Below are 19,209 nucleotides of genomic sequence, written 5' to 3'. Positions count from 1 at the left end.
CAGCCATGTCATCCTACACCACGATATCTCCCGACAAGCTTTCAAAATTGATCGGCACGGCGAACACGCCGGCCCTGATCGACGTTCGCACCGACGAAGACTTCGCCGCCGATCCGCGGCTGGTTCCCGGCGCCGTCAGGCGCAACCACGAGGAAGCCGCCGATTGGGGCGAGGAATTCTCCGGCCGCTCGGCGATCGTCATCTGCCTGCGCGGCCAGAAACTGGCGCAAGGCACCGCCGCCTGGCTGCGCCATCTCCACGTCTCGGCCGAAGCGCTGGAAGGCGGTTTCGAAGGCTGGAAGGCCGCCAAACTACCGCTGGTGCCGGCGGCAAAACTCCCGGCGCGCGATGCGCAGGACCGCACCGTCTGGGTCACCCGCGCGCGGCCCAAGATCGATCGCATCGCCTGCCCCTGGCTGATCCGCAGGTTTGTCGATCCCAACGCGGTATTTCTGTTCGTCACGCCGCCGGAAGTGCTGGCGGTCGGCGAGCGCTTCAACGCCGCGCCGTTCGATGTCGAGAACGTGTTCTGGAGCCATCGCGGCGAGCTCTGCACGTTCGACGTGATGGTCGAGGAATTTGGCCTCGCGACGCCACCGCTGCTGCGGCTGGCGGCAATGGTGCGTGGCGCCGACACCGGGCGGCTCGATCTGTCGCCGGAAGCGCCCGGCCTGCTCGCAGCCTCGCTCGGCCTATCGCGCATGTTCGACGATGATCTCGAACAGCTTGAAGCGGGCATGACGCTGTACGACGCGTTCTATCGTTGGTGCCGCGATGCGACCGGCGAGACGCACAACTGGCCGACCAATAAGGCGAAATCGTAATGGAAGCGACGATAAACAAGGCGGCCGAAGCCGATGCCAGCCGGGAAGCCGGCCACGGCATCAGCTTCGGCGAGGCTTTCCGGGTCTGGCTGCGGGTCGCCATACTGAGTTTTGGCGGCCCGGCCGGCCAGATCGCGGTGATGCACCGCATCCTGGTCGAGGAAAAGAACTGGATCTCCGAAGGCCGGTTTTTGCATGCGCTGAACTACTGCATGCTGTTGCCGGGCCCAGAAGCGCAGCAGCTTGCGACCTATATCGGCTGGCTGCTGCACCGGACGGCCGGCGGCATCATGGCGGGCGGGCTGTTCATCCTGCCTGGCATCATCGCCATCATGGGCTTGAGCTACATCTATGCGGCCTACGGCAATGTCGGCTTCATCGAGGCGCTGTTCTTCGGGCTGAAGGCTGCAGTGCTGGCGATCGTGGTCCATGCAGTCGTCCGGGTCGGCAAGCGGTCCCTACGTAACCGCGTGATGATCGCGCTCGCGGCGATCGCATTTGTCGCGATCTTCTTTTTCAACGTTCCCTTCCCGGTCATCATCATCGCGGCCGGCGTGATCGGCTATTTCGGCGCGCGCAGCGGCCGGCCAGAGTTTGCCGCCATCGAACATGGTGGCGACGGCAAGCAGTCCGCGGCGGTTGACAGCCTGCTCGGCGAGGAACTGCCCGACCATGTCCGCCCCAGCGTGGCGCGCGCGCTGCGCGTAAGCTCGATATGGTTGTTGCTGTGGGTAGCGCCGGTGGCCGCGCTGCTGATCGGGCTTGGACAAGCCAATGTGTTCAGCCAGATCGCGCTGTTCTTTTCCAAGATGGCGCTGGTAACGTTCGGCGGCGCCTATGCGGTGCTTGCCTATGTCGCCCAGCAGGCGGTCGAGCATTATCATTGGCTGCAGCCGCGCGAGATGCTTGATGGCCTCGGCATGGCCGAAACCACGCCGGGGCCGCTGATCATGGTGTTGCAGTTCGTCGGCTTCATGGCCGCCTATCGCGACCCCGGCACGCTGTCGCCGATGTGGGCCGCCACGCTCGGCGGATTGCTGGCGACCTGGGTCACCTTCATCCCCTGCTTCCTCTGGATCTTCCTTGGCGCGCCCTATATCGAGACGCTGCGTGGCAACAAGGGCCTCGCGGGTGCGCTGACCGCGATCACCGCCGCCGTAGTCGGCGTGATCCTCAACCTCTCGATCTGGTTCGGATTGCACACGCTGTTCCGGCAGACCACCCCGGTTCGTTCGCTGGGGCTTTCGTTCGACATGCCCGTATGGGGAAGTCTCGATGTCGCAGCGTTCGCGCTGGCGGCGGCGGCGGCGACCGCGATCTTCCGGCTCAACGTCGGCATGCTCTGGGTGCTGGCGGGATCCTGCGCGGCGGGCGTGGCGTTGCGGTTTGCGGGGCTGGCGTGAGCGCAGCCGTCATGTCGTAGGATGGGTGGAGCGAAGCGATACCCATCATCGCTCCGCGGAGGGATTGATGGGTTTCGCTTCGTTCTATCCATCCTATCGCTTCGCTCCACCCATCCTACACGCGCTACACCCGCTCCGCCGGCGCCAGCTTGCAGACGGCGGCATCGACCTCGATCTGCAACGTGCTGTGATGGATGTTGAAGCGCTGCGACAGCTCCTCGCACACCTGATGCAGGAAAGCATCGTCGCTGCCGCCGGGGCGCACCAGATGCGCCGTCAACGCGGTCTCGTTGGTGCTCATGGCCCAGACGTGGAGGTCGTGTACCTCAACGACGCCGTCCAGCCTGCCGAGGTAATCCTTCACATCGGAAAGCTCGATGCCGCGCGGCACGCCGTCGAGCGCGAGATTGACGCTGTCGCGGGCCAGACCCCATCCGCTCCAGAATACAACAACCGCAATGACAAGGCTGATCGCGGGATCAAGCCACAGCCAACCGGTCAGCATGATGATGCCGGCGGCAACCACCACGCCGAGCGAAACGCCCGCATCGGCCGCCATGTGCAGATAGGCGCCGCGAATGTTGAGATCGCCGTGGCGGCCGCGCATGAACAGAAGCGCGGTGCCACCATTGATGGCGACGCCGAGCGCGGCGACCAGCACGACGGTCCAGCCTGCAACCGGGGCGGGCGCAAACAGCCGGTTGACCGCTTCGACGACGATGCCGCCGACAGCGACCAGCAGCAGGCCGGCATTGAACAGCGCCGCCAGGATGGAGGCGCGGCGATAACCGTAAGTATGCCGCTGGGTGGGCTGCTTCTGCGCCAGCCACGCGGCGGCCCATGCCAGCAGCAGCGCGATCACGTCGGACAAATTGTGAACAGCGTCAGAGATCAGCGCCAGCGAATTGGCGGCGTAGCCGAAGATCAGCTCCGCAATAACGAAGGCGGTGTTGAGCGTGGCGCCGATGGCGAACGCCCAGCCGAAATTGTCGGGCGCATGGCTGTGGCCGGCGTGACCGTGGGAATGATCATGCGCGTGGGAGTGAGTGTGATGGTGGTGATCGTGCGCCATTCCGCCTCGATGAATTTCGATGGCGACTTATATAGCGCGCGGAATTGGGAATACTATTACAGACGGGATCGTAGGGTGGGCAAAGCGAAGCGTGCCCACCATTCGCGAGGGAGGTGCTGATAGATGGTGGGCACGGCGTTTAGCGCGCCTTTGCCCACCCTACTTTGAGCCTACTCCACGCCGCGCAAAAACTTGTTCGACTTCGGCAGGCCGTGCGCGAGGCGGCCGGCGTCGGCGCGGTTGCCGCGCCAGTCGGACAGTTCCTTGGCGCTCATGCTCTGCTCGCGGCCGGCAGAATCTTTCCAGGTCAGCCCGGCCTTGAACTCGAACACCGCGACGTCTGACAGCTTGGCGCTGGAATATTTCTGCAGGCGCACGCCGCGGCCGCGCGCCATCTCCGGCACCTGGTCGAGCGGGAACAGCACCATCTTGTGGTTGGTGCCGATCGCGGCCACGGTATCGCCTTGCACGGTCGCAATCGCGCAGGCCTCGTTCGGCATGGTGACGTTGAGCACCTGCTTGCCCTTGCGGGTATTGCTGACGCAATCCTCTTCCTTGACGACAAAACCCTGCCCCTCGCTGCTCGCGATCAGGAATTTTCGCTCGCCCTTGTTGACGAACAGCGAGACGATCGCAGCGTCCTGCTCGAGGTCGATGAACATGCGGATCGGCTCGCCATGGCCGCGTCCGCCGGGCAGCTTGGCGACGTCGAGCGAGTAGAACTTGCCGTTGGTCGCGAACAGCAGGAGCTTCGACGTGGTTTCGGCGAAGAAGGCGTGGTCGAGCTTGTCGTCGGTCTTGAAGGCAAGGCCCGAGATATCCTCGACGTGGCCCTTCAGCGTGCGCACCCAGCCTTTTTCCGAAATCACGACCGTCACCGGCTCGCGCTCGACAAAGGCTTCCTCGATCGCGGCGAGATCATGCTCGGGCGCGTCGGCGAATTGCGTGCGGCGCTTGCCGAGCGGCGTCTTCGGCCCAAAGATGTCGCGCACCTTCCGAACCTGTTCGCCGACCTTGGACCATTGCTCGGCTTCGGACCCGAGCAGCGACTTGATGCCCTTCAATTCGTTGCGAAGGTTCTTGTCCTCGGTGCGGATCTCGAATTCCTCGAGCTTGCGCAAGGAGCGCAGCCGCATGTTGAGGATCGCATCGGCCTGGATCTCCGTCAGCTTGAACGCCTTGATCAGCGCCGGCTTCGGCTCGTCCTCGGTGCGGATGATCTTGATCACCTTGTCGATGTTCAAATAGGCGATCAAGTAGCCGCCGAGTATTTCGAGGCGGTTCTCGATCTGGGTCTTGCGATAGTTGGAGCGGCGCACCAGCACGTCGCGCAGATGGTCGAGCCATTCGCGCAGGCACTCGGCAAGCCCCACCACCTTGGGGATCTTGCCCTTGATCAGCACATTGAGGTTCAGCGAGATCTTGCTCTCGAGCTCGGTGAGCCGGAACAGCGATTCCATCATCAGCGCCGGATCGACCGCGCGGGATTTCGGCTCGATCACGAGGCGAATGTCCTCGGCCGATTCATCCCTGACGTCGCCGACCAGCGGCAGCTTCTTCTCGTTGAGCAGTTCGGCGATCTTCTCGACCAACCGGGATTTCTGCACCAGCCACGGGATCTCGGTGATGACGACCACCCAGGTGCCGCGCGCGCCCTCTTCCTGGGTCCATTTGGCGCGGGTGCGGAACGAGCCGCGCCCCGTCATGTAGGCTTCGGTAGTGCTTTCCTTGGAATCGACGATGATGCCGCCGGTCGGGAAGTCCGGGCCTTTGACCCATTTCATCAGCGACTTCGACTTCGCCTCGGGCTTGTCGATCAGGTGCAGCGCCGCGTCGCAGAGCTCGGCGACATTGTGCGGCGGGATCGAGGTGGCCATGCCGACCGCAATGCCCTGCGCGCCGTTGGCGAGCAGGTTCGGGAAGCCACCGGGCAGAACCACCGGTTCCTTGCTCTGGCCGTCGTAATTGGCGCGGAACTCGACGCCGTCCTCGTCGATGCCGTCCAAGAGCAGCCGCGCGACCTCGGTCATGCGCGCTTCGGTGTAGCGGTAGGCGGCCGGGTTATCGCCGTCGATATTGCCGAAATTGCCCTGACCGTCGACCAGCGGGTAGCGCGAGGCGAAATCCTGGGCGAGACGCACCATGGCGTCGTAGATCGCCTGGTCGCCATGCGGATGGAACGAGCCCATCACGTCGCCGACGATTTTTGCCGATTTCTTGAACGGGGTGCCGGGGTCGAGCCTGAGCAGGCGCATGCCGTAGAGGATGCGCCGGTGCACCGGCTTCAGCCCGTCGCGGGCGTCCGGCAAGGCGCGATGCATGATGGTCGAGAGCGCGTAGGCGAGATAGCGCTCTTCCAGCGCATCGCGCAGCATGACCTCGTGGATTTCAGCCGGTTCTTCCGGCGGTAGCTGTCGTTTTCCCATGGGGAGGGGTTAGACTCTGCCGATAAATCCGGCAAGACGTGAAACGCGCCATCCGTCGCCCCTGCGCACGCAATGGCCCATAACCACTGGTGTTTCTGGCGAAAAATGGTTGGCGCCACAGCTTCAATCGATGGGCCGCGGCGTATGGGTCCCTGCGTTCGCAGGGACGACGGGTTACGGTAGCGGGTTCAGGCCGACGAACTGATTCGCGCCTGATGCCGCATCACCGCGTTGATGAACCCGTCCCTCGCGTCGGAATGGCCCTGCCCGCTCGGCTCCAGCACGTGGCGGAGCAGGAACAGGCCGGTCAGGCGAAAACCGTCCTGCAGGTCCTGGTCCGACCAACTGTTCGTCCCGCCCTCGCCTTCGCGCAGGAAGGCCGGCAGCCGCAGCAGGCGATCCCGATAGGGCTCGCCGGCCTCCCGCGAGACGGCGCCGCCGGATTTCGGCGAGACGTAGATCAGATCGGAGGTCGCGCCGGTCGCGGCGCAGTTTTCCAGATCGAGGCCGAAGCCGAGCTCGGCGAGCATCGCGAGCTCGAACCGGATCAGATGCGCCGCCGCGCCGCCGGCATCGTCGAAGTCGTCCAGCGTGCGGTCGAGCATCTCGTAGATGTCCTCATGCGGGTCACGTTCCGGCAACAGCCGCGCCAGCGCGGCCAGATGGGTGACGCCATAGACCGCATGCGAGGACGCCAGCAGCGTTGCTGCGCGCAGCCGCGTGCCCTCGATGGCGTAGGTGCCGAGATGTTCGTCGAGCCGCGCCCGCCACACGGCGGTGACGCCGTTGCCGGGCTGCAGCAGCGGCCGCATCCGCGAGGAGGCACCGCCGCGCACCAGGCCGAGATGACGGCCATGCCCGCGCGTCAAGAGCTCGACGATGGCGGAGGATTCGCCATGCCGCCGTACGCCCAGCACGATGCCTTCGTCGGTCCATTCCATGGGCGGGAGTTTAGAGGATTTTACAGCTTGTAGGGTGGGCAAAGCGTAGCGTGCCCACCATTCACGAGGAGCCAGTGGATGGATGGTGGGCACGGCGCCGAGCGCCTTTGCCCACCCTACGCGGCCCTGCGCTCACGCGTTGAACCAGCCGACCGCATCGCCGGTGAACGAGAAATACAGCCCCGCCGCAGTCAGCGCACAGGAGATCACTTCGATGCCGCTGTCGAACTGAATGCCCTTCTCGCCGATCATTTGCACGAGCGAAATCACCGATAGCACCAGTACCGCCGCCAGCACCCAACGCGCCCAGTTCTTGCGGTGCTCGGCGGCGAGCCGGACGAGATAGACCAATAGCAGGATAAAGCCGGCCGCCATCAGCGTTCCGGCGCTGATCATCTGCTCCGTCATCTTCGGGGTCGGCGTGCGGTCCTGGAACGCCACCGACACCGCATCCAGCGTCAGCGACAGATACAGCAAAACCTCAAACCACAGCACGTTTCTCGGTAGGGTCATCGGGCTCGTTCTTGGTAATTGGTGGGTCATGTTCTAGCCCCGTCATTGCCTGCGACAAACGCAGAGCGTTTGCGCAAGGGAGCAAAGCGACGACTTGTCCGCCGAAGCTCAACGAGCCCTCACTATTCCTTGGGGAATTCCAGCCCCATTTCCCTGTAGCGGTCGGGGTCGTCGCCCCAGTTCTCGCGCACCTTGACGAACAGGAACAGGTGCACGGGCACGCCGACAATTTCGGCGATCTCCTTCCGCGACTCCGCGCCGATCGACTTGATGGTGGCGCCGCCCTTGCCGAGCACGATCTTGCGCTGGCTCTCGCGCTCGACAAAGATCGTCTGTTCGATCCGGACCGACTTGTCCTTGCGCTCGGTCCAGCTATCGGTCTCAACGGTCGATTGATACGGCAGTTCCTGGTGGAGCTGGCGGTAGATCTTTTCCCGGGTGATTTCCGCCGCCAGATGCCGCAGCGGCGCATCCGACATCTGGTCCTCGGGATAATGAAACGGTCCCGGCGGCACGCTCTTCGCGAGCGTTTTGCGCAGGTCGGCAACGCCATCGCCCGACAGTGCCGAGATCATGAAGGTGTGCTCGAATTTCATCCGCTCATTGGCGGCCAGCGCCAGCGCCAGCAGTTTTTCGCGCGGGATCAGGTCGATCTTGTTCAGCACCAGGATTTTCGGGTGCGCAACCGTCGCGAGCTTGTTCAGGATAGCGTCGGCCTCCTCATCGATTCCGGCCTTGGCGTCGAGCAGCACGCAGACAAGGTCGGCATCATGGGCCCCGCTCCAGGCGGTCGACACCATCGCCCGGTCCAGCCGCCGCTTCGGCAAGAAGATGCCGGGCGTGTCGACCAGAATGATCTGCGCATTGTCCTCGATCACGATGCCGCGGATCAGCGCACGCGTCGTCTGCACCTTGCGCGAGACGATGGTGACCTTGGAACCGACCAGCGCATTGACAAGAGTAGACTTGCCGACGTTGGGGGCGCCGATCAGCGCGACGAAACCGCAGCGGGTCTCGCCGGACGCGCCGGGTGCGGGTTCAACTGTCATTGCTGCCGACGCCTTCGCGTTCGATCATCACGGAGGCTGCGACCTTCTCGGCTGCACGCTTGGAGCCGCCGACGCCTTCGGCGGGCGCCAGTCCCGGCAAGTCGACAGCGACGCGGAACTGCGGGTCGTGGTGCGGCCCGGTGCGCTCGATCTCACGATAGACCGGCGTCGGCAAGCCCTTGCTCTGGGCCCATTCCTGCAGCACCGTCTTGGGATCGCGCAGCGGCCGGCGCGGTTTGCGCATCCGCTCCAGCCAGTTGCGTTCGACGAATTGCGACGCCGCCGCATAGCCGCCGTCGAGATAGATCGCCCCGATCACCGCCTCGCAGATATCGCCGAGAACGGACTTGCGCAGGCGCGCGCCCGCCCCTGCGCCCACCGCGCCGAGCTTGATGTCGTCGAGCAACCCCAGCGACTTGGCGACGTCGGCGCAGCTCTCCTTGCGCACGAGGTCGGCGAGGCGTTTGGACAATTCGCCTTCGTCCGCCCTCGGATAGGCGCGATACAGCATGTCGGAGATAATCAACCCGAGCACATGGTCGCCGAGGAATTCCAGCCGCTGATAACTGTCGGCGCGATGTCGGGTCGCGGGCTTCAGGGCCGAGACATGGGTAAAGGCGGTCGTCAGCAGCGCCGGATCGGAAAATTTGTAGCCGATGCGCCCCTCGATCGCGGCAACCGCAGCCTTCGCGCCAGCCTTGCCGCGTTTCTTCTTCGGCGCAGCTTCGCGGGGCGCACCCGCCTGCTGGCCCGGCTCGCCGGAGGCCGATGTGTCAGGAATGATCGCTGTTTCGTCGTTCATCGCACAATTGTGAATAGGCGATTCCAGCGCACCGCAGTCGGCCAGCGCCAGAACATCCAGGCGTGTTCGCCCTCAGCAATGGAGAAGAAGATCATCTGCGCCCGGCCGACGATGTTTTCGAACGGCACGTAGCCCACCGCCGACAGCACGCGGCTATCGGTGGAGTTGTCGCGGTTGTCGCCCATCATGAAGAAGTGGCCGGGGGGCACGGTGTAGACGTTGGTGTTGTCGTAGAAACCGTTGTCGACGCAATCGAGCGATTCATAGCTGACGCCGTTCGGCAGCGTTTCCTTCCAGCGCTTGACGCGCGCGGTGGCGTCGGAGCCGCAGGGGTCCTCGCCGATGAAGTCCGAAAGCCGCTCGCGCTTGACCGGCTTGTCGTTGATGTGGAGCAGCCCTTCCCGCATCTGGATGCGGTCGCCCGGCAAGCCGATCACGCGCTTGATGTAATCTGTGGAGTCGTCCTTCGGCAGGCGGAACACGACGATGTCGCCACGGTTCGGCTCCGAGCCGAAGATGCGGCCCGTGAACAGTGGCGGCGACAATGGAATGGAATAGTGGCTGTAGCCGTAGGAATATTTCGAGACGAACAGGTAATCGCCGACCAGCAGCGTCGCCTTCATCGATCCCGAGGGGATGTTGAACGGCTGGAACAGGAAAGTGCGGATCACGAGCGCGATCAGGAGAGCATGGATGACGACGCGGATGGTTTCACCCAAGCCGCTTTCAGATTTTGTGCCGGATGTCACGCTCATCGCTTTCCCAATTCCCGCGGGCCCCAGCCCGCACGGTGGCAGAACGTTTTCCGCACGCGAATCGCCAGATACGTTCGCGTCAGGAAAATGGTCTAGATAACTGATGTTGAGAGCCAATTCCGACGGTAACCGGAATCGGCCCTGGCTCGAACAGGTCGTTGGCGGCGTTTTTAGACGGTTGTTCGTGGGGGCGCAATCAAGCGCCTTGTCAAAACTTCATAATCCATTGATATATCAATGATTTTTAGTTTTTCCACTTCCCCGGCGCAAACGCCTGCGCGGTTCATGATTTGCCGGGTGCGACCGCCGAAATTATGACGAACGCCTGCGCCAGCGGCCAGTCGTCGGTGATCGACAGATCGATTCGCGCCTCGAATCCCTCCGGCGTCAGCGCTTCGAGCCGGGCCAGCGCGCCGCCGGTGAGTTTCATGGTCGGCCGTCCCCCTGGCATGTTCACCACCCCCATGTCCCGCCACCAGACGCCGCGCCGGATGCCGGTGCCGAGCGCCTTGGAACAGGCCTCCTTGGCCGCGAACCGCTTGGCATAGGTCGCGACCACCATTTTTTCGCTGTTGGCGCGGCGCGCCGCCTTGGCGCGCTCGGTGTCGGTAAAGATGCGGTCGAGGAAGCGGTCGCCATGGCGCTCGATCACCTTGGCAACCCGTGTAATGTCGACCAGGTCGGAACCGATGCCGATGATCATGGCCGGCCCGCGACTTTCTGCCGGCCGCGGTCCATTGCGGAGCGCATCTGCCGCACAGTCTCGCCAAGGCCGACGAACAGGGCCTCCCCCATCATGAAATAGCCGATGTTGAGCTCGGCGATCTCGGGTAGCGCTGAAATCGTCTCCGCGGTCTGGTAGTCGAGGCCGTGGCCGGCATGGACCTCCAGCCCCGCCGCGCGCGCTAACGCGGCACCCTCGACGATTCGCCGCCATTCCGCCTCGGCCTTGTCAGCATCGCCGTCGACCACGGCGTCGCACCAGCCGCCGGTGTGGATCTCGATCACGGGCGCGCGCAACTTGGCCGCCATCTCGATCTGCGGCGGGTCGGCGGCGATGAACAGCGACACCCGGATGCCGGCATCGTTGAGCCGCGCGATGAACGGGGCCAGCACGTTGTGCTGTCCGACGACGTCCAATCCGCCCTCGGTGGTAAGTTCTTCGCGGCGCTCTGGCACCAGGCATACGGCGTGGGGTTTTGTCGCTAGCGAGATCCGCAGCATGTCTTCCGTTGCCGCCATCTCGAAATTCAGCGGTTTTGATATTTCGGCCTTCAGGCGGGCCATGTCGGTGTCGCGGATGTGGCGGCGATCTTCACGCAGATGCGCGGTGATGCCGTCGGCGCCGGCCTCGATCGCGAGCAGCGCGGCGCGCACCGGATCCGGCCGCTCGCCGCGCCGCGCGTTGCGCAAGGTGGCGACGTGGTCGACATTGACGCCGAGACGGATTGGGGGAAGCGGCATTTCGGGACTCGCAGATATTCAGAACAAGTTGCGACTATACTGCGAGTTCCTCATCCTGAGGAGCGCGAAGCGCGTCTCGAAGGATGAGAGCCACCAGCCGGGCCTCATGGTTCGAGACGGCGCAAGAGCGCCTCCTCACCATGAGGGTTGGGGACGTAAGCGCTACCCATTGACGCGCTCGACCTTGGCAACGACGGCCTTGGCACGCAACTGAGCGATAATTGCACTGAGATGCTTGAGGTCATAGACCTCGAGATCGATGGTCAGCTCGGTGAAATCGGGCGAGCGGCGCGACATGCTGATATTGTCGATATTGCCGTCGTGCTCGGCGATCACGGTGGCGACCTGGGCGAGGCTGCCGGGCTCGTTGACGTTGTGCACCAGGATCCGCGCCGGGAAACGCTGCGGCATGGCTTCATCGATATCCCAGCGCACGTCGAGCCAGCGCTCCGGCTCCTCCTCGAAATCCTTCAACGCCGGCGACTGGATCGGATAGATCGTGATCCCCTCGCCCGGCGTGACGATGCCGACGATGCGGTCGCCCGGAACCGCACCGCCGTTCGGCGCAAACTTCACCGGCAAATCCGAATTGATGCCGCGCACCGGGATCACAGAGGTGCTGCGCGCCGGATGCGGCGGCGATTTCAGCTTCAATTTCACCGCGAGGCTCTTCTTGGCCGCCCCGTACTTCACCAACCGCTCTTCCTTGTAGTCCGGGTACATCGCGCGGGCGACGTCGGAGGCCTTCAGTTCACCACGTCCGACGGAGGCCATCACGTCCTCGATCGAAGCGCGCGCCAGGCGCGGCAATGCACCCTTCAGCTTGTCGTCGGCGTATTCGATCTTGGCGCGGGCAAACAGGCGGTCGACGATGCGGCGGCCAAGTCCCGCATATTGATCGCGCACCGCGGTGCGGGTCGCGCGCCGGATCGCCGCGCGCGCCTTGCCCGTGATCGCGAGCGATTCCCAGGCCGAGGGCGGCGCCGACTGCGCCTGCGAGGTCAACACCTCGACCTCGTCGCCGTTCTGCAATTCGGACGACAGCGGCGCGAATTTGCCGTTGATCTTGCAGCCGACTGCCGAGTTGCCGACATCGGTATGCACGGCATAGGCGAAGTCGATCACATTGGCTTGCCGCGGCAGCGCGATCAGTTTGCCCTTCGGGGTGAAGCAGAACACCTGGTCGTGGAACAATTCGAGCTTGGTGTGCTCCAGAAACTCTTCCGGATTGGCGCTGTCGGAGAGAATTCCGATAGTATGGCGCAGCCAGGCAAAGGCGTTGGATTCGTGCTTGAGCCGCTCGGTCGGCGAGCCCATGCCGTCCTTGTAGAAGGCATGCGCGGCGATGCCGAACTCGGCGACCCGGTTCATTTCCTCGGTACGGATCTGCAGCTCGACGCGCTGGTTGCCGGGGCCGATCACGGTGGTGTGCAGCGAGCGATAGTCGTTCTGCTTCGGTGTCGAGATGTAGTCCTTGAAACGCCCCGGCACCACCGGCCAGGTGGTATGCACCACGCCGAGCGCGCGGTAGCAAGACTCGGCGTCGCTCAGGATAATGCGGAAGCCGTAGATGTCGGACAGTTGCTCGAAGCCGACCGACTTGCGCTCCATTTTGGTCCAGATCGAGAACGGCTGCTTGCGGCGGCCATAGACGCGCGCAGTGATGCCGTTCTTCTGCAGGTTCTTGGAGAGCTGGCTTTCAATCTCGCCGATGAGGTTGCGGTTGCGGTCGGCAAGCGCGTCGAGCCGCTGCTTCACCACCGCATAGGCTTCAGGATCGAGCACGTGGAAGGATAGATCCTCCAGTTCCTCTCGCATCTCATGCATACCCATGCGACCAGCGAGCGGCGCATAGATGTCGAGCGTCTCCTCGGCAATGCGGCGGCGCGAGGCGTGCGGCACGAATTCCAGCGTGCGCATGTTATGCAGGCGATCGGCCAGCTTGATCAGGAGAACGCGGACGTCGTCGGCGATCGCCAGCAAGAGCTTGCGCAGATTCTCGGCCTGCTTGGCTTCGCGCGAGACCAGCTCCAGCCGCTTCAGCTTGGTGAGCCCTTCGACCAGCGCGCCGATCTCGTGACCGAAGATATTGTCGATCTCGGCGCGCGTCGCCTCGGTATCCTCGATGGTGTCGTGCAGCAGCGCCGCGACGATGGTGGCGTCGTCGAGCTTGAGGTTGGTCAGGATCGCCGCGACCTCGAGCGGATGCGAGAAATAGGGATCACCGGACGCGCGCGTCTGCGTGCCATGCGCCTTCATGGCGTAGACATAGGCGCGATTGAGCAGGTCTTCGTTGGTATCCGGATTGTACGTGCGGACGCGCTCGACCAGATCGTATTGCCGCATCATCCGCGAGCGCGGCGATTTCGGCTTCTCCGCCACAGCCGACCCCGGCGCAGCCGCGACCTGGCCGGTCGCGGCCTGCATTTGCCGGGAGCTGCGGCGCCAATACGCCATCACATCACTACCTTCTTCCACCAGACCCGGACGGGTCCCGCCGTTACGTATCTCGTTTACGTATCTAATGCGTTTTCGAACGGCGATACACGCCGCGCGGGCCGCGATACGGTTCAATTTCGCTTGGGCCCGCGGCCATCCAACGTCCAACCCGATGGCCTGTCGGCCCGGCAAGTCAGCCGTTTTCGGCCGCGCCGGCCAAGGACGCATTGTAACCGCAAAAATGTCAACAAAAGCAAAGGCCCGGACTGACGTCCGGGCCTTTGGCAGATCGGGAGTTCGGGACGGACCGGAAGGTTCCGGATTACTCGTCCTCTTCGGGCTGCTCTTCCGGCGGCGCCAGGCCTTCAAGGCCCTTGAGGAGCTCTTCCTCGGTCATGCGCTCGACCGCAACCTCGGTGTCGTCGGCATCCACGCTGGCACCGGCCGAGCCGATCAAAGGCACGGTATCGGGCTCAGGCTCGTCGACCTCAACGAACTTCTGCAGGGAATGAACCAGTTCCTCGCGGAGGTCTTCCGGGGAAATAGTGGAATCGGCGATTTCCCGCAGCGAAACGACCGGGTTTTTGTCGTTATCGCGATCAACCGTCAGTTGTGATCCAGACGAGATCATACGGGCGCGATGCGCCGCTAGCAGGACCAGGTCGAACCGGTTGTCGACCTTGTCAATGCAATCTTCCACGGTGACGCGCGCCATAGACTGTCGCTCCGTTAAATGGGGCCAATATGTCGGTTATGGGCGCTAGTTATAGCGGCCGGGGCCGTTTCGCAAGACTAAATTGTGATTTGCCTTCCCAATGGGCTCTGATACGCCAACTCTTGGGGCGAGAAGGGCTGGAGCGTCCAGACGCGGCAGGGTTGCCGTACAGGACAAGTAAATCTCTTCATTGCATGTCAAAAGTATAGGTTTTTCGCCCTCGCCTCACCATAATTGCAGTGGTGACTGTCGTGGGGCACGATTCACCGAACTTTAGGCAACAGAACTGGAAAGTGCGCGCGGTCGTTAGCCGCTGCGCTAGAAAAGCTAACAACAACGTGAGAACCATTTGATGTCACCAGCTTCCAACAAGATTGCGCTCTTCATCGATGGCGCCAACCTCTACGCAACGGCCAAGACGCTCGGCTTCGACATCGATTACAAGCGCCTTCTCAAGGAATTTCAGAGCCGAGGAACGCTGTTGCGTGCGTTTTACTACACGGCAATCATCGAGGATCAGGAATACTCCTCGATCCGTCCATTGATCGACTGGCTCGACTACAACGGTTACACCGTCGTCACCAAGGCAACAAAGGAATTTATTGACGCATCCGGCCGCCGCAAGGTGAAGGGCAACATGGACATCGAACTCGCCGTCGATGCCATGGAACTCGCCGAGCATGTCGATCAGATCGTGTTGTTTTCGGGCGATGGCGATTTCCGCTCGCTGGTGGAAGCGGTGCAGCGTCGCGGCGTTCGCGTCACGGTCGTTTCGACCATTTCGAGTCAGCCGCCGATGATCGCCGACGAACTGCGCCGTCAGGCCGACGTCTTCACCGATCTTGTCGAGCTGCAATCAAAGCTGGGCCGCGATCCTTCCGAGCGTCCTGCCCCGCGCGAGCCGCGTCACCACTCGCCGCAATTCCTGCAGCGCGCGACCACCGTGGCGCCACGGGCCGGCGACGACGATTTCGACGATTGAGCATGAGCCAGTACACTGCTAGAGCCTCGGTTCTGATTGAAAACAGAACCGGGGCTTTTTGTTTTGGCGCGCGCATCTGAGGCGAACCGGTATCGACGCCGAATCAGGTCCGTGACTGGATTTCGCTCGAAAATGCTTTGTACTGATGGCTAATCTCCCCGCCCCTGCGGCTGCCGAACCCGACCGCGACTGCCCGCTTTGCCCGAGGCTCGCCGAATTCCGCGCGCAGGCACGTGCCCGCGAACCGGGCTGGCACAACTCGCCGGTCGCTTCGTTCGGCGATGCCTCCGCGCAACTGTTGATTGTCGGGCTGGCGCCGGGCCTGCAGGGCGCCAACCGGACCGGACGCCCCTTCACCGGCGACTACGCCGGCGATCTGCTGTATGCGACCCTGCTCGAATATGGCTTTGCCAAGGGCGTCTACCAGGCGCGACCGGACGACGGACTGAAGCTCGTCGACTGCCGGATCAGCAACGCGGTGCGCTGCGTGCCGCCGCAGAACAAGCCGCTGCCGGTCGAGATCAGCACCTGCCGGCAATTTCTGGCGACGACAATTGCGACCATGCCCAAACTGCGCGCGATCGTGCTGCTCGGCCGCATTGCACATGACTCGACCCTGAAGGCGCTCGGCCTGCGCAATGGCGCCGCCCCCTTTGCGCACGGCGCCGTGCATAAAGCCGGCGCGGTCAGGCTCTACGACAGCTATCACTGCTCCCGCTACAACACCAACACGGGGGTGCTGACGCCGAAAATGTTTCGCGACGTATTTGCGAAAGTGCGGAAGGATCTGGAGTCGTAGAATCGTAGGGTGGGCAAAGCGACTTGTCCGCCGTAGCTCAATGAGCGAAGGCGGAAGCGTGCCCACCATCGGAAAGCGTGCTCAATGATAGATGGTGGGCACGGCGCAAGGGCGCCTTTGCCCACCCTACAATTCAGGCGGGATTTCCCTTCAGCCATGCCAGTACGTCGGCGGCGTTCCGGTCGGGCGGGAAAACCGGATAGAACACGTGGGCAATGCGCCCATCGTCGACGATCAGCGCCAGCCGCTTGATCAACGTCAATCCCGCCACTTCCATGGTCGGCAAATTCAAAGCGCGGGTGAGCTTGAGCTTTTCATCCGACAGAACCGGAAACGGCAAATGCAGACGTGACGCCATCTCGGTCTGGTAGACGTTGTCCTGGGTCGATAGGCCGAACACCTGCCTGGTGCCGGCCGCCTTCAACTCCGCAAACAGATCGCGGAACGAGCAGGTTTGCGGCGTGCAGCCGCGCGCACCGGGGATCATGTCCCAGTCGTCGACCAGGCTGATCTTGCCCGGCGACCCAGTGCGGGGATAGGCAAACACCACGGTGCGGCCGGGAAGCGTCGAGAGCGTCACCGAATTATCGTCGGTGGCCAGCAGCGTGACCGGCGGAATCGCCATGCCGACGAGATGCGCCGCCGCGCCATCGTCGACCGGTGCGGGGATCTTGCTCCAATCGAGGTTGGATTGAGCCATCTCGTCTTCCTATCGTTCGCGAATAGCGAATGGCGAGTAGCGAATGGAAGGGTCGCCTTCAGAGAATTTCCCTATTCGCTATTCGCCACTCCCTATTCGCTATTCGCCCCCTATCCTCTCGCCCGCATCAGGCGGCCTTTTTCCCGGCCCCAGTCGCGCTTTTTTTCGCTCTCTCGCTTGTCGTGCAGCTTCTTACCCTTGGCAATTGCTAGCAACAGCTTGGCGCGGCCGCGCTCGTTGAAATAGAGCTTTAGCGGAATCAACGTCATGCCTTCGCGATCGACCGCGCCCATCAGCTTGTTGATCTGCTTTCGGTGTAACAGCAATTTGCGCGGCCGTTTCGGCTCGTGGTTGAAGCGGTTGGCCTGCAGATATTCCGGAATATTGGCGTTGATCAGCCAGATCTCGCCGTTCTTGGAATCCGCATAGGACTCCGCAATGGTGGTCTTGCCATTGCGGATCGACTTCACTTCGGTGCCGGTCAGCGCGATGCCGGCCTCGACCGTGTCCTCGATTGCATAATTGAATCGGGCCTTGCGGTTTTCGGCGACTACCTTGATCGGGCGCTCGTTCTTATCAGCCACAACTAGTGCCCTCTTCCGAAGTTCGTACAGTAATTGCTGAGCCCGTTATACGAACTTCGGAAGACTAAGGGCACTAGCAAATTTATGATTGCTAGTGCCGCTCTTCGATTTGAGGTCCCCACGCGGATTCGCGGCAAACACTGTGGGGACCTCAAATCGGCGGCACTAGCCCTTCTTGAGGAGATCGCGGATCTCGATCAGCAGTTCTTCCTGTCTCGTCAGCTTCGGCGGCGTGGGCGCAGCTTCGTCCTTGCGCTTCAGCTTGTTCATCGCGCGAATAACGATGAACAACACAAAGGCAATGATGAGGAAGTTCAGCGTCAGCGTGAAGAAATTGCCCCAAGCTAACACGGCTCCCTGCTTTTTGGCATCCGCCAGATTGTTGGCAGTTACTGCTTTGGACAATGGCGTGAAATAGTTGGAGAAATCGAGACCGCCGGTGATCGCGCCGATCACTGGCATGATGACGTCGCCGACCAGCGAGGTCACGATGGCGCCGAAAGCCGCACCGATGATCACGCCAACCGCGAGGTCGACGACATTACCCTTCATCGCGAATTCGCGGAATTCCTTCAGCATGTTGGCTTCCCCTCTTCGTTCTTCAGGCGAAGCGGAACCGTCCTAGTTGATCAGGCCGGCATGGACCATGGCGCTGCGCACGGCGAGGCGCGTCGGCTCGGTAACCGGCACCATCGGCAGCCGCAGCTTCTCGTCGATCTTGCCGAGCAGCGAGAGCGCATATTTCACCGGCGCCGGATTGCTTTCAATGAAGAGGTTGTTGTGCAGCGGCATCAGCTTGTCGTGCAGCTTGAGCGCGGTGGCGTGATCGCCCTTCTGCCATGCCGCGTGGAATTCCGAGCACAGCCGCGGCGCGACGTTGGACGTGACCGAGATGCAGCCATGGCCGCCATGCGCCATGTAGCCGAGGATGGTGGCGTCCTCGCCCGACAATTGGTTGAAGTCCTCGCCCATCGCCGCGCGCTGCTGCGATACCCGCACCATGCTGGCGGTCGCATCCTTGACGCCGGCGATGTTCTTCAGCGCGAACAGCCGCGTCATGGTCTCGACCGACATGTCGATCACGGAACGGCCGGGAATGTTGTAGATGATGATCGGAATGCCGATGGCATCGTTGATCGCCTTGAAGTGCTGGTACATGCCTTCCTGGGTGGGCTTGTTGTAGTACGGCGTCACCACCAGCACCGCATCCGCTCCCGCCTTTTCCGCATGCTCGGCAAGCTCGACCGCTTCCTTGGTCGAGTTGGAGCCCGCGCCGGCAATCACCGGCACCTTGCCCTTGGCCTCGTTGATGCACCATTCCACCACGCGCTTGTGCTCGTCATGGCTCAGCGTCGGGCTTTCACCGGTCGTGCCGACCGGGACCAGGCCGTGGGTGCCTTCGGCGATCTGCCAGTTCACCAAGCCGCGGAAAGCGGCCTCGTCGACCGAGCCGTTCTTGAATGGCGTGACCAAGGCGGTAAACGACCCCCGAAATTTTGTCTTGGCTGCCATGGACTTCCTCCAAACGCTTAAGAAACGGCACGACCGAACCTGGATTTCAATTCATATCGGGTCTGGCGACCAGACGAAAGGGCCGTGCATCAGGCGCTTAGCGCCTTGTTCCAACACCCTTTCCTGCGCGGGCCAACATTTGCCTTCCTCGAAGGCCGATAGCCGCGATTTTGCCGCGGTGATGGCGCAAACAGGTCCAGCGCGACCCTTTTAGCATTTTGTCCACATA

At 62.8% G+C, this 19,209-nt stretch carries 19 protein-coding genes; 4 read left to right on the top strand and 15 right to left on the bottom strand.

Annotated features, from left to right (window positions below):
- Positions 1-5 precede the first annotated feature (5 nt).
- Together YUO_RS39475 and chrA are read left to right on the top strand one after the other, a co-directional pair.
- On the top strand, positions 6-824 hold the full coding sequence (locus YUO_RS39475; RefSeq protein ID WP_035725727.1) for a chromate resistance protein ChrB domain-containing protein: 819 nt from the start codon (positions 6-8) through the stop codon (positions 822-824).
- On the top strand, positions 824-2,227 hold the full coding sequence (gene chrA, locus YUO_RS0101280; protein WP_028345664.1) for a chromate efflux transporter: 1,404 nt from the start codon (positions 824-826) through the stop codon (positions 2,225-2,227). The genes YUO_RS39475 and chrA overlap by 1 nt, the downstream gene beginning before the upstream one ends.
- Positions 2,228-2,351: 124 nt before the next feature.
- Here chrA and YUO_RS0101275 read toward each other — a convergent pair whose 3' ends face one another.
- From YUO_RS0101275 to rpoZ, 11 genes are all read right to left on the bottom strand, one after another.
- Positions 2,352-3,299 (bottom strand): cation diffusion facilitator family transporter, encoded by a 948-nt coding sequence (locus tag YUO_RS0101275; protein WP_028345663.1) that lies wholly within the window; start codon positions 3,297-3,299, stop codon positions 2,352-2,354.
- Between the two features lie 170 nt (positions 3,300-3,469).
- Positions 3,470-5,725, bottom strand: coding sequence for a DNA topoisomerase IV subunit A (parC, locus tag YUO_RS0101270; RefSeq protein ID WP_028345662.1), 2,256 nt, complete (start codon positions 5,723-5,725; stop codon positions 3,470-3,472).
- 188 nt (positions 5,726-5,913) lie between these two features.
- Positions 5,914-6,666, bottom strand: coding sequence for a DNA repair protein RecO (gene recO, locus YUO_RS0101265; RefSeq protein WP_028345661.1), 753 nt, complete (start codon positions 6,664-6,666; stop codon positions 5,914-5,916).
- A 132-nt stretch (positions 6,667-6,798) separates the two neighbouring features.
- Positions 6,799-7,179 (bottom strand): hypothetical protein, encoded by a 381-nt coding sequence (locus tag YUO_RS0101260; RefSeq protein ID WP_028345660.1) that lies wholly within the window; start codon positions 7,177-7,179, stop codon positions 6,799-6,801.
- A 122-nt stretch (positions 7,180-7,301) separates the two neighbouring features.
- Positions 7,302-8,228, bottom strand: coding sequence for a GTPase Era (gene era / locus YUO_RS0101255; RefSeq protein WP_028345659.1), 927 nt, complete (start codon positions 8,226-8,228; stop codon positions 7,302-7,304).
- Complete coding sequence (rnc, locus tag YUO_RS0101250; protein WP_028345658.1) at positions 8,218-9,030, bottom strand: ribonuclease III; 813 nt, start codon at positions 9,028-9,030, stop codon at positions 8,218-8,220. Before rnc ends, era begins: the two co-directional genes overlap by 11 nt.
- The gene (lepB, locus tag YUO_RS0101245; RefSeq protein WP_028345657.1) at positions 9,027-9,785 is read right to left on the bottom strand and encodes a signal peptidase I; all 759 of its coding nucleotides are present in this window, start codon (positions 9,783-9,785) and stop codon (positions 9,027-9,029) included. Before lepB ends, rnc begins: the two co-directional genes overlap by 4 nt.
- A gap of 283 nt (positions 9,786-10,068) precedes the next feature.
- On the bottom strand, positions 10,069-10,488 hold the full coding sequence (gene acpS / locus YUO_RS0101240; RefSeq protein ID WP_028345656.1) for a holo-ACP synthase: 420 nt from the start codon (positions 10,486-10,488) through the stop codon (positions 10,069-10,071).
- On the bottom strand, positions 10,485-11,249 hold the full coding sequence (locus tag YUO_RS0101235; RefSeq protein WP_028345655.1) for a pyridoxine 5'-phosphate synthase: 765 nt from the start codon (positions 11,247-11,249) through the stop codon (positions 10,485-10,487). The genes acpS and YUO_RS0101235 overlap by 4 nt, the downstream gene beginning before the upstream one ends.
- A gap of 162 nt (positions 11,250-11,411) precedes the next feature.
- Entirely contained in the window at positions 11,412-13,706 is a 2,295-nt protein-coding gene (locus YUO_RS0101230) for a RelA/SpoT family protein (RefSeq protein WP_028345654.1), read from the bottom strand.
- A gap of 304 nt (positions 13,707-14,010) precedes the next feature.
- Complete coding sequence (gene rpoZ, locus YUO_RS0101225) at positions 14,011-14,403, bottom strand: DNA-directed RNA polymerase subunit omega (RefSeq protein WP_024512695.1); 393 nt, start codon at positions 14,401-14,403, stop codon at positions 14,011-14,013.
- Between the two features lie 352 nt (positions 14,404-14,755).
- Here rpoZ and YUO_RS0101220 point away from each other — a divergent pair, with 352 nt between their 5' ends.
- Positions 14,756-15,385, top strand: a complete 630-nt coding sequence (locus YUO_RS0101220) for a LabA-like NYN domain-containing protein (RefSeq protein ID WP_028345653.1) — start codon at positions 14,756-14,758, stop codon at positions 15,383-15,385.
- Between the two features lie 145 nt (positions 15,386-15,530).
- Positions 15,531-16,184, top strand: coding sequence for a uracil-DNA glycosylase (locus tag YUO_RS0101215; protein WP_028345652.1), 654 nt, complete (start codon positions 15,531-15,533; stop codon positions 16,182-16,184).
- 133 nt (positions 16,185-16,317) lie between these two features.
- On the opposite strand, the gene YUO_RS0101210 is transcribed toward YUO_RS0101215, so the two are convergent.
- The 4 genes from YUO_RS0101210 to dapA form a co-directional block, all read right to left on the bottom strand.
- Positions 16,318-16,884, bottom strand: a complete 567-nt coding sequence (locus tag YUO_RS0101210; protein ID WP_028345651.1) for a peroxiredoxin — start codon at positions 16,882-16,884, stop codon at positions 16,318-16,320.
- A 110-nt stretch (positions 16,885-16,994) separates the two neighbouring features.
- Entirely contained in the window at positions 16,995-17,468 is a 474-nt protein-coding gene (gene smpB, locus YUO_RS0101205) for an SsrA-binding protein SmpB (RefSeq protein ID WP_028345650.1), read from the bottom strand.
- A 165-nt stretch (positions 17,469-17,633) separates the two neighbouring features.
- On the bottom strand, positions 17,634-18,047 hold the full coding sequence (gene mscL / locus YUO_RS0101200; protein ID WP_028345649.1) for a large conductance mechanosensitive channel protein MscL: 414 nt from the start codon (positions 18,045-18,047) through the stop codon (positions 17,634-17,636).
- Positions 18,048-18,089: 42 nt separating this feature from the next.
- Positions 18,090-18,980, bottom strand: coding sequence for a 4-hydroxy-tetrahydrodipicolinate synthase (gene dapA / locus YUO_RS0101195; RefSeq protein ID WP_028345648.1), 891 nt, complete (start codon positions 18,978-18,980; stop codon positions 18,090-18,092).
- Positions 18,981-19,209: the final 229 nt, after the last annotated feature.

The sequence above is a fragment of the Bradyrhizobium murdochi genome, assembly GCF_000472965.1.
Taxonomy (GTDB): Bacteria; Pseudomonadota; Alphaproteobacteria; order Rhizobiales; family Xanthobacteraceae; genus Bradyrhizobium; species Bradyrhizobium murdochi.
Note: the sequence above shows the minus strand (reverse complement) of the source record. Positions and strands in the feature narration are given on the sequence as shown.

Bases quoted from the DNA above. Each gene is read 5' to 3' on its own strand.
- parC (WP_028345662.1), bottom strand. From the start codon at position 5,725: ATGGGAAAACGACAGCTACCGCCGGAAGAACCGGCTGAAATCCACGAG.
- YUO_RS0101230 (WP_028345654.1), bottom strand. From the start codon at position 13,706: ATGGCGTATTGGCGCCGCAGCTCCCGGCAAATGCAGGCCGCGACCGGC.
- YUO_RS0101235 (WP_028345655.1), bottom strand. From the start codon at position 11,249: ATGCCGCTTCCCCCAATCCGTCTCGGCGTCAATGTCGACCACGTCGCC.
- YUO_RS0101215 (WP_028345652.1), top strand. From the start codon at position 15,531: ATGGCTAATCTCCCCGCCCCTGCGGCTGCCGAACCCGACCGCGACTGC.
- YUO_RS0101210 (WP_028345651.1), bottom strand. From the start codon at position 16,884: ATGGCTCAATCCAACCTCGATTGGAGCAAGATCCCCGCACCGGTCGAC.
- YUO_RS0101260 (WP_028345660.1), bottom strand. From the start codon at position 7,179: ATGACCCTACCGAGAAACGTGCTGTGGTTTGAGGTTTTGCTGTATCTG.
- YUO_RS0101220 (WP_028345653.1), top strand. From the start codon at position 14,756: ATGTCACCAGCTTCCAACAAGATTGCGCTCTTCATCGATGGCGCCAAC.
- rnc (WP_028345658.1), bottom strand. From the start codon at position 9,030: ATGAACGACGAAACAGCGATCATTCCTGACACATCGGCCTCCGGCGAG.
- mscL (WP_028345649.1), bottom strand. From the start codon at position 18,047: ATGCTGAAGGAATTCCGCGAATTCGCGATGAAGGGTAATGTCGTCGAC.
- rpoZ (WP_024512695.1), bottom strand. From the start codon at position 14,403: ATGGCGCGCGTCACCGTGGAAGATTGCATTGACAAGGTCGACAACCGG.
- era (WP_028345659.1), bottom strand. From the start codon at position 8,228: ATGACAGTTGAACCCGCACCCGGCGCGTCCGGCGAGACCCGCTGCGGT.
- dapA (WP_028345648.1), bottom strand. From the start codon at position 18,980: ATGGCAGCCAAGACAAAATTTCGGGGGTCGTTTACCGCCTTGGTCACG.
- recO (WP_028345661.1), bottom strand. From the start codon at position 6,666: ATGGAATGGACCGACGAAGGCATCGTGCTGGGCGTACGGCGGCATGGC.
- acpS (WP_028345656.1), bottom strand. From the start codon at position 10,488: ATGATCATCGGCATCGGTTCCGACCTGGTCGACATTACACGGGTTGCC.
- lepB (WP_028345657.1), bottom strand. From the start codon at position 9,785: ATGAGCGTGACATCCGGCACAAAATCTGAAAGCGGCTTGGGTGAAACC.
- YUO_RS39475 (WP_035725727.1), top strand. From the start codon at position 6: ATGTCATCCTACACCACGATATCTCCCGACAAGCTTTCAAAATTGATC.
- chrA (WP_028345664.1), top strand. From the start codon at position 824: ATGGAAGCGACGATAAACAAGGCGGCCGAAGCCGATGCCAGCCGGGAA.
- YUO_RS0101275 (WP_028345663.1), bottom strand. From the start codon at position 3,299: ATGGCGCACGATCACCACCATCACACTCACTCCCACGCGCATGATCAT.